Source organism: Petrachloros mirabilis, from assembly GCF_975968855.1.
The window spans coordinates 1-8,873 of the sequence record NZ_CDLUDY010000284.1 but is presented as its reverse complement, the minus strand read 5'-3'; the positions used below and the strand labels follow the sequence as shown (position 1 = coordinate 8,873).

Genomic DNA, 8,873 nt, shown 5'->3' with positions numbered 1-8,873 from the left:
TTCGAGATCGGCCTGAAGCACGGTGAGCCGCCGATGCCGTTCGGCTGCAATCTCTTCCTGCAACTTGACCCTCGCCTTCTCCCGCTCTTGCTCCCATCCGACTAATCGCCGGTCATACTGCTCCTTGAGGGCGCTTGCTTCGTTCTGCAACTGCGTAGCATCGGCAACCGTCTTGGCGATCGCGACTTTACGCTCCTCAATCACCGTCATGACCGGACGGTACAAGAACCGTTTCAACAGCCATACGAGGACGAGCACATTCACGATTTCGAGCAGGAATGTCGACCAATCCAGTTCCACCGTCATCCTCCGGTTGGCGATAACATGTGCGGCTTACCCGTCCATCGATTACGGCTTGAAGAAATACTCCAGTAACGGATTGCGAAACAGGATGATCAACACGATGACCAGGCAGTAGATTGCGAGTGATTCGATCATGGCGAGCCCGATGAAGAGCGTGCGCATGATCGACCGCTCCGCCTCCGGCTGTCTCGCCAAGGCCTCCAAGGCCTGACTGATCGCACGCCCCATTGCAAGGGCAGGAAGCATCGTACCGATGGCGATAGCCAAGCCCGCAACCACAGTCGAAGCCAGTACGAACCAACTGATATCACGCATGATTATCCCTCTTTTCAGATTGGCGTAATTGTTGCGTTTGGATCGCGCTCGCGATGTAAATGAGCGCGAGCATTCCGAAGATGTAGGCCTGAATCAACGCCTCGATCACATGCAAGATCAACAGCGGCACCGGCACCAGAAAACCTGCCACCATCAAGACCAGGAGAACTGCCATTTCGAGACTCATGATGTTTCCGAACAACCGTATCGCGAGGGCAAGGGTCCTGGTGACTTCACTCATGAGATGAAACGGCAGCATGATCGGACTCGGCGCGAGGTAATGTTTAAGATAGGCTCTCAGCCCTTCCGAGCGAATGCCGAACCAATGGACCGAGAAAAAGACGAGAACGGCCAGGGCCGCCGTGGTCGAGAGAACTCCAGTCGGCGAATGAAGACCGGGTATAATGCCCACGAGGTTTGCCACGACGACGAAGATCCAGAGCGTGCCGATAAAGGGCAAGACCTGCGCACTCGTTTTCGGCAGGACCTCACTAATCGCGCGATCCATAGCTCCGATCAAACCTTCCAGGACGACTTGCACGGGGCCGGGATCCTGCCGCAGATGCCTCGTTGCCGCCCAGGACAGAGTTGCGAGCAACAGCATGATGCCCCACGTCGTAATCACCGGAACCGTGACTCCGATAGGACCTACCTGAAAGACCGATGCCGCTTCCATCCCTCACTCCCTCATGAGCAAATAGACGTTCACTGCTCCGACGGCAATGCCGAGCACAATTAGACTCATGGTCCAACGGATGGAGTAGCCCTCCACGAAGTCGTCCAGCCACTGTCCTACATAGGCGCCGATCACAACCGGAACGACGAACAGCAATCCAAGCGTGCCCAGGAAAACGGTTTGTCCCAACAACGTCGGACGATCCCGCTCGGCCTGTTTCATCCGGCGGGTTTGCACTCCTATACGTTTCTTGAGCTTCTGCTCGGCATTCGTCGTCACGCGAACTCTCCCCGCCCTATCCGCCACAGCCGTTTAAACATTTCCTCTTCGAGGCGGCTCAGGCTCTGTTTCATCGCCCGCAAGTTGTCTTCTTCGACGGACAGCTGCTCCTCTAACGCCCGGCTGATACGGTCTGCATCGTCATCGCGCAGAAAACGACGCGTGCTGATCGTCGCCGTATTCTCCAAGAAATAAAGAAGCCCTCCGGGGAGCGCGAGGTATTGCCAGGCGCCGTCCATCGTCTGAAATCGTGCAAGCCCCCACGACAATACCGTCATGAATCGCTCATGGTCGGCGAGGATGCCCAAGGAACCAGAGTCATCCCATCCGACAAAGCTCGCCACGTCATCGAATCGTTCGATGTGCGTTGCGTCCTGAACCACCAAGGTGAAGGGTTTCATGCCACATGATCCATGATTGCTCCCCGCATGTAACACCGGTCTTCCGGAAGATCGTCGTAAGACCCGCGCAAGAAGCCTTCGCAATCTCTCAACGTGTCCGCTAAAGGAACCGAGACTCCCTCGATTCCCGTCAAGTCAGCCGTCACGTGAAAGGGCTGTGTCAAATACCGTTGGAGCTTTCTGGCGCGAAGCACGATGCGACGGTCAGTTTCCGAGAGCTCCTCAAGCCCCAACATCGCAATGATGTCCTCCAGCTCTTTGTAGCGTGCTAGATGTTCACGTACCCCCTCGGCCACGGCATAGTGACGGTCTCCAAGAAAATGCCGGTCCATTAGCTTGCTGGAAGATTGGAGTGGATCGACTGCCGGATAGATTCCTTTACTGGCCTGATCACGGGTCAGAATGACTAGGGTATCGAGATGCGACAAGATGTTCGTTACGGCCGGATCCGTCATGTCATCCGCAGGCACATACACGGCTTGCACCGATGTGATCGCGCCGCTTCTGGTGGAGATGATCCGTTCTTGCAGTTCGGCGACTTCGGTCATGAGAGTCGGTTGATAGCCCACCGTGGCCGGCATCCGCCCGAGCAATCCTGATATTTCACTGCCGGCCTGAACGAACCGGAAGATGTTATCCATCAGGAACAGCACTTCTTTGTGGAGAACGTCACGAAAATATTCGGCATACGTGAGGGCCGAGAGCCCTACACGGAACCGCACGCCTGGGGACTCGTCCATCTGGCCGAACACCATCAGCGTATGCGGCATAACACCGGCTGCCTGCATCTCATGCCACAATTCGTGGCCCTCCCGAATGCGCTCGCCGACCCCGGCAAAGACGGAAACACCTTGGTGCAGGGATACGATCGCGTGCATGAATTCCGTCAGGAGCACGGTTTTCCCGACGCCGGCCCCGCCGAAAAGACCGGTCTTACCGCCCCGAATGAAGGGGAAGAGCAGATCAAGGACCTTGATCCCGGTTTCCAGGATGCCGCTTGCGGCTTTCGTGTCATGCAGTGCGACCGGCTTTGATAAGACGCTCCGAAATGTCTCCGCGTCGAGCGGCGAACCACCATCCAATGGTTCGCCGAACATATTGACCAGTCGACCGAGAGAATTGGGGGAAGCGGGAATACGCACCGGATATCCAGTGTCGTAGACGCGCAGGCCTCGCCGCAACCCGGCCGTGCGATGTAACGTAATGGCACGAGCGTGCCGTTCATCCACATGTTGATGAATCTCAAACACATACCGTTCGTGGTTAAGCGCCGCATAGACCGCCTGATGGAGTGGCGGGAGGCAGTGGCAGACGAGGTCGACTACCGGTCCGTGGACCTGTTCGATCACTCCCACAAGAGCGTCATTGCCCTGGCTAGAAAGGCCGGGGTCTTGGATTTGCTTCACGGAGTTATCCTTTCCTTCTCATGCCGCATACTCTTAACGAGTAACTGACCACATGCCTTCTGACTTCCCTGCCCTCGAACAAATGAGAGTTGGTCTTATGGTTTTGACGATCAATGCTTGATGCACAATGCGGCTGAAACCAGCGAGCACGCGTGCAAGAACAAGGCATGGCGCAGATCCTGGTCGATTCCGACGTAACGAGAGGGTCCAAGGCTCTATTCCGTAGTGCAAGGGAACAGCGGCTTCCCGGCACACTCATACCAACGCAGAATCCCTTCCCAGATGTCCTGTGCCGTTTCGGCGAACCAGAACAGTTCACGATCTTCAGGGTCAATGACACCTTCATCGACCAGAAAGTCCGCATTGAACGCTTGCCGCCAATAGTGTTCGCCGACTAAGACCACGGGAACCGGTTTAATCGTTCGTGTCTGCACTAATGCGAGCGTTTCGAAGAGTTCATCCAGCGTCCCGTACCCACCGGGAAATGCGACTAACGCCTTCGCGCGAAGGAGGAAATGCAACTTTCGCAGTGCGAAATAATGGAAACGAAAACACAACGCCGGCGTGATGTAGGGATTGGGAAATTGCTCGTGAGGAAGATGAATATTTAACCCGACCGTTTGAGCTCCGACGTCAAAGGCACCCCGATTAGCGGCCTCCATAATCCCTGGACCTCCGCCGGTCACAACGACGAGCTTCTGTGTACGCCCGACCTTACCATTTTGAGCCACCAGCCTCCCGAACTCGCGGGCCACAGTGTAGTAATGGCTCTTGGCCAGGACCCGTTCCGCAATGTTAAGACGGCGGCTTAGTTCTGCGTCGGTCGGAGAAGCAGTCAGTGCTGCGCGCAGCTCCGCCACTTTACGTGTCGCAGCTGTAGGTTCATGGATTCGAGTCCCACCAAAAACGACGATCGTCTGTCGGATGTCATGTCGGTCGAGCAGAAGTTGAGGTTTGAGGTAGTCCAGCTGGAGACGCAGCCCGCGTGCCTCATCGCTCTGAAGAAACTCTACATCTTCGTCGGCCTCCCGATATGTGGGGCTCTCAAGAATGGCCTGGATCCGATTCTGCGCATCGGGATCCTCTTCGAGAGACTTCGGTCGCTGCCATGGCAGCGGCTCGCGCCGTTGCGAGGGATGAGGTGGTGCGGGAATCGTCGTCGTCTTCATTGGATCCGGCACGGCAGGTTGCTCCTCCTCATACTTTTTTTCGAACGGTCACCTTGTTTCTTGCGCCTTCAGTGAAGCAAGTACAGCGGTGCAGGCGTATGGCTCAGATCGACTCGTGAACCGGCAGATTCTCGGACCTACCCCGCCTGATAAGAAACCGGGGAATTCATGCCTCCAGAAATCTGTCTTCACAAGGACGATGGCCGACTCGCCCCCGCTCTTTTCCCGATACTGGGATCGCTCCTGGAAAGAGCACTTGATGCCGGTTCCCCCGGACCAGGTCCATTTGTCGAGATGGGGACGCCTTCGTGGTCATAAGCAGAACCCTCATGCACTAGTAGATGATAGGCGGACGTTTCTCATCAATGACCAGCATCAGTCGACGATGTTTCAGTGGCCTCTCCGGATCTCTCGTGTAGTGCGACAAATCTTCTGAAATGTCTGTGCGACTCAGCGGGACAGAGATCTGCTGCCTCATGTGAGGGACATTCGTCTCGATCGCGAGATCTACCAACTCCTCACTGCAACCTGTGATTTCGGCACTCAGGCCTCGATCATCGAGGAAATGCACGGTTACCCGTTCTTCCGGATCAATCCACGGGATAATTTTCTTTTGTTTTTCTTGATTGGTCATGTTCGGCTCCTCCTGCCTCGCTGAGAATCTCAGAGACAATCCGTCACCGTGTAATTCCTGGGCCGCATCACAAATTATGAGCGACTATGATTCGCAAAGGGGCAAAAGCCTATTGTATAGCCACGCGAAGATAGCCCCCCCGATGAGGCCGTCAAAGAATGCCCAGATCATGCCCACCAGACTCCCCATTGCACTGATACTATACCCACGATAAAGACGCCCGATAATGGTTACCTCTCCCGTCTGACCGTCGAACGCGATGATCCACCAGGTGAGAAAGAAGAGACCCAGCCCCCAAATCAACCCGCACGTCAGCCCCCAGGCCTTGACGTTCAATTTCATGAGGCCACCTCCTTGAATCGACCCCGACATGGCGGACCTTTATCGCTTCCGGCGGACCGATTTTGGTTTTTCCTTTGGTTCCGGCCCCTGCCAGTTCACACGTGCCAGCATGTCCCGATGCGCCCAATGACACGTCACTTTTCCCTTGTACGCCCGAACCAACTCACGCCCAATGCGCTGAGCCAGCCGGTCGTTCGTCGTCAGCACCTCCAAGTCCTTCCTCTGCCTGGTAATTTTCATGACCCGTTCAAGGGGATTAACGGAGAGTGCCCGGGCCTCCACATTGGCGATTAATCCTCTGATCTCTGCTTCGTGTCCTTTCAGATCGGACCATTTCAACGTGACGATTCCTTCCGGATAGTCGTCCCGGATCTTCTGACAGGCGGGGCAGACAAACTTTTTTGTACCGGGAAAAGCCGCCAGCTTACGGGCTTCATCCTTGTCGAAGTACCACCGCTTGTTCGTGTAGATCGCGCGGCATTTCCGGCACATCGCCGGGCCCCTCGGAGCCTTCAACATGGCATAGGGATCCTGCCTCCGATGCTCCTTCTCCTTGTACGATGTGGTGTAGCGCTTGCCTTTCCTCGTGCTCATGAAAACTCCTCCTTCAATGAATGACGATCAACGCATTAGACGCTCCCCCTCCCAAGAGATTTCTCCTGCACTCTTGATCGTGAGGCTGTTTTTCTCAAGCTCTTGTTGCAACGACAGACCACGATGACCCGGAGTAGTCTATAGAAGATGCGCAATCATCATGCCATTAGCCTGATCCAGGGACCAGGCGCTTTTTGGTCGAACTTTATTCAAACAACGAGAATCGGGGCTGGTGTGGTCTTGTCAACGCAGGCAAAACTCCCCAGCCCATAACTCATCGCTGTCGCAAGATTCCCCACTCTATGACAGAGGAATACTATTCCGAATTGATAGAGCGATCTCGGGCATGAAGGGCTGTGCGGTTGCGAACCATTGCCTCAGCCAGCCAGTCAGCCTGGTTGCCGAACTTGTGAGGGAGGAGGATAAGAGCCATATCTGAAAACGGGTTTTTAGGCATGCGAATTGACACCCTCCGTAATGATGACACCGGATTCGTGCAAGGAAATAGACCAAGGATTGGCTGCATGACACCCGTTCTTACCCTTCAAGCGCTTGTTCACAATCTGTCTTCACTCGGCGATCGCCAGGCGCTTGTGGCATTCCACAAGGAGGCGAGCGAAACTTGGACCTGCGCAGAGTTACTCGATATCTGCAGGCGCCTGGCTTCAGGAATTCGGGAGGCGGGTATGGATGAAGGCGAGCACGTTGCCATTTATTCCCCGAATCGAGTGGAATGGATCATCGCTTGCCTGGCCTTGCTGGACATCGGCACAGTTCCGGTCCCCATCGACTCACAGATGGCTGGAGATGATCTCGCGCACGTACTGGCAGACAGCGGGGTTAAGTGGGCGCTTACGATTCGACCGCTTGCAGATCGATTGGACGCGCTGGGACTCAGGAACAGCCCGCGTATCATCCTGTTGGATGCCGGCAAAGACAACCCTCTTAGCTGGAAGAATTTTTTGCGTGAGGCAAAGGGGACGATTCCCCCTCCGCACCCGGAAGCCCCAGCCGTATTGTTTTACACTTCGGGCGTCAGCGGGAAACCAAAGGGCGTGTTGCTGAGCCATCGCAATCTTCTATCCAATTTTCAAGCGCTGAGGAGTGTGAATGTTTACCAAACCGACGAGCGTCTGCTCTTGCCGTTACCGCTCCATCACGTCTACCCGTTCATGATCGGCTTAGTGGCTCCGCTCGCACAGGGATTGACGATCGTGCTCCCCCATTCGCTCACCGGCCCGCAGATGCGACGCGCCTTGCAAGAGGGTCGTACCACTGCGATCGTAGGGGTACCCCGTATTTATTCAGCACTTTTCGATGGAATCGAGCGAAAGATCAGCCAGAAAGGCCGCGTCGCGCTGCGCCTCTTTAAGGGACTCCTTGCCTCATCGGTGACGGCCTTGCGCCAGTTCCGTTTGCCTCTCGGCCGGATTCTGTTCACTCCTTTGCGCCGGCAATTTGCTCCGTGCCTCAGAACGCTGGTCTACGGCGGCTCTCCACTGGCACCCGAACTGGCGTGGAAATTGGCAGGCCTTGGCTGGCAGGTCGCGGGCGGCTACGGATTGACCGAGACTTCTCCAATCCTCACGTTGACAATTCCCGGCAGTCTGCGGCTTAACACATCAGGCAGGCCGCTCCCGGGCGTGCAAATTCGTATCGCCGATCTCGACCCTGAAACCGGTCAGGGGGAGATCCAGGCCCAGGGCGCCAATGTGTTTGCCGGCTATCTACACCTCCCCCAAAAATCTGAAGAGGCGTTCACGGAGGACGGCTGGTTCAGAACCGGAGACCTCGGCTATCTCGATGAAGATGGCGAGCTTCACATCGTCGGGAGAGCATCCTCTCGCATCACCCTCCCGGGCGGTGAAAAGATCTGGCCGGAACGGATCGAGGAGGCCATGGAAGGTCTGGCTTCGATCCGCGAGTTAGCGGTTCTCGCTCGCGACGGTCGGTTAGTCGCCGTCGTCGTGCCCGCTGCCGCCTCAATTCAACCGCGCGAACTCGGCAAAATCACAGCATCGATCGAGGCCGACATCGAAGGAGCCTTGCGTCCACTACCTTCCTATTACCGTATTAGCGAATTTGTATTAGACGTCGACCCCCTCCCCCGTACCAGACTCGGGAAGATTCAACGACATAAACTCTTGGAACTTTTCGAAGCGGGCAAACGGCGAAAAGGACTGGGACCCGTTGAAGCAAGGCCGATCGCCATCGAATCGATGGGGCCTGAAGACCGCCAACTGCTGGAAGACCCGATTGCCTTGCGTACCTGGAGTTGGATGGCCGAGCGTTTCCCCTCCGTCCGGCTCACGCCGGATACGAACATGTCACTGGAACTCGGTCTGGACTCATTGGAATGGATGACACTGACTTTGGAGTTACACGACCAGGTCTCCGTCGACCTCTCCGAAGAAGCCGTGGGGCGAATCACGACGGTTCGAGACCTGCTACGGGAAGCTATTGAAGCCGAACAGATCGCCGGCGCAGGAGAAGATCCCGTAATACTATTGAAGCATCCTGAAACACTCCTCGATCCGAAACAGCAGCGTTGGCTCGCAGAACGGACGCCCCTCTCGCGAGGATTCGGTTCATTCCTCTTCGCGCTTGACCGCTTGTTGATGCGGGCCTGCTTTTCGCTCGAGGTTCGTGGAATTGATCGGCTGCCGCCGCAAGGCCCCTGCGTCCTGGCCCCGAATCACGTCAGCCTGCTCGACGCGCCGGCCATCATGGCCGCCCTCCCGTCCGACCGATTGC

General features: G+C 56.2%; 11 protein-coding genes. 1 reads left to right on the top strand and 10 read right to left on the bottom strand.

Annotated elements, in window-relative coordinates; all coding sequences use genetic code 11:
* The 10 genes from ACWVCN_RS12210 to ACWVCN_RS12165 all read right to left on the bottom strand — a co-directional run.
* Positions 1-300, bottom strand: a 300-nt coding sequence (locus ACWVCN_RS12210) for a F0F1 ATP synthase subunit B family protein (RefSeq protein ID WP_455246059.1), incomplete at its 3' end; no start/stop codon positions are given.
* 48 nt (positions 301-348) lie between these two features.
* Complete coding sequence (atpE, locus tag ACWVCN_RS12205) at positions 349-618, bottom strand: ATP synthase F0 subunit C (protein ID WP_455242537.1); 270 nt, start codon at positions 616-618, stop codon at positions 349-351.
* Positions 611-1,294, bottom strand: a complete 684-nt coding sequence (locus ACWVCN_RS12200; RefSeq protein WP_455246058.1) for a F0F1 ATP synthase subunit A — start codon at positions 1,292-1,294, stop codon at positions 611-613. The genes atpE and ACWVCN_RS12200 overlap by 8 nt, the downstream gene beginning before the upstream one ends.
* A gap of 3 nt (positions 1,295-1,297) precedes the next feature.
* The gene (locus tag ACWVCN_RS12195) at positions 1,298-1,573 is read right to left on the bottom strand and encodes an AtpZ/AtpI family protein (RefSeq protein WP_455246057.1); all 276 of its coding nucleotides are present in this window, start codon (positions 1,571-1,573) and stop codon (positions 1,298-1,300) included.
* Positions 1,570-1,974: a F0F1 ATP synthase subunit epsilon gene (locus ACWVCN_RS12190; protein WP_455246056.1), complete on the bottom strand. Its 405-nt coding sequence runs from the start codon at positions 1,972-1,974 to the stop codon at positions 1,570-1,572. The genes ACWVCN_RS12195 and ACWVCN_RS12190 overlap by 4 nt, the downstream gene beginning before the upstream one ends.
* Positions 1,971-3,329 (bottom strand): F0F1 ATP synthase subunit beta, encoded by a 1,359-nt coding sequence (gene atpD, locus ACWVCN_RS12185; RefSeq protein ID WP_455246060.1) that lies wholly within the window; start codon positions 3,327-3,329, stop codon positions 1,971-1,973. The genes ACWVCN_RS12190 and atpD overlap by 4 nt, the downstream gene beginning before the upstream one ends.
* 266 nt (positions 3,330-3,595) lie before the next feature.
* Complete coding sequence (locus ACWVCN_RS12180) at positions 3,596-4,561, bottom strand: LOG family protein (RefSeq protein ID WP_455246054.1); 966 nt, start codon at positions 4,559-4,561, stop codon at positions 3,596-3,598.
* A gap of 322 nt (positions 4,562-4,883) precedes the next feature.
* On the bottom strand, positions 4,884-5,183 hold the full coding sequence (locus tag ACWVCN_RS12175; protein WP_455246053.1) for a hypothetical protein: 300 nt from the start codon (positions 5,181-5,183) through the stop codon (positions 4,884-4,886).
* 84 nt (positions 5,184-5,267) lie between these two features.
* Complete coding sequence (locus ACWVCN_RS12170; RefSeq protein ID WP_455246052.1) at positions 5,268-5,525, bottom strand: bacteriophage holin; 258 nt, start codon at positions 5,523-5,525, stop codon at positions 5,268-5,270.
* Between the two features lie 39 nt (positions 5,526-5,564).
* Entirely contained in the window at positions 5,565-6,119 is a 555-nt protein-coding gene (locus ACWVCN_RS12165; RefSeq protein WP_455246051.1) for a BCAM0308 family protein, read from the bottom strand.
* A gap of 524 nt (positions 6,120-6,643) precedes the next feature.
* Here ACWVCN_RS12165 and ACWVCN_RS12160 point away from each other — a divergent pair.
* On the top strand, positions 6,644-8,873 hold a 2,230-nt coding region (locus ACWVCN_RS12160), incomplete at its 3' end, for an AMP-binding protein (protein WP_455246050.1).

What these genes read in the sequence shown, in the direction of transcription:
- atpE (WP_455242537.1), bottom strand. Translation starts at nt 618, where the DNA reads ATGCGTGATATCAGTTGGTTCGTACTGGCTTCGACTGTGGTTGCGGGC.
- ACWVCN_RS12200 (WP_455246058.1), bottom strand. Translation starts at nt 1,294, where the DNA reads ATGGAAGCGGCATCGGTCTTTCAGGTAGGTCCTATCGGAGTCACGGTT.
- ACWVCN_RS12190 (WP_455246056.1), bottom strand. Translation starts at nt 1,974, where the DNA reads ATGAAACCCTTCACCTTGGTGGTTCAGGACGCAACGCACATCGAACGA.
- ACWVCN_RS12175 (WP_455246053.1), bottom strand. Translation starts at nt 5,183, where the DNA reads ATGACCAATCAAGAAAAACAAAAGAAAATTATCCCGTGGATTGATCCG.
- ACWVCN_RS12170 (WP_455246052.1), bottom strand. Translation starts at nt 5,525, where the DNA reads ATGAAATTGAACGTCAAGGCCTGGGGGCTGACGTGCGGGTTGATTTGG.
- ACWVCN_RS12165 (WP_455246051.1), bottom strand. Translation starts at nt 6,119, where the DNA reads ATGAGCACGAGGAAAGGCAAGCGCTACACCACATCGTACAAGGAGAAG.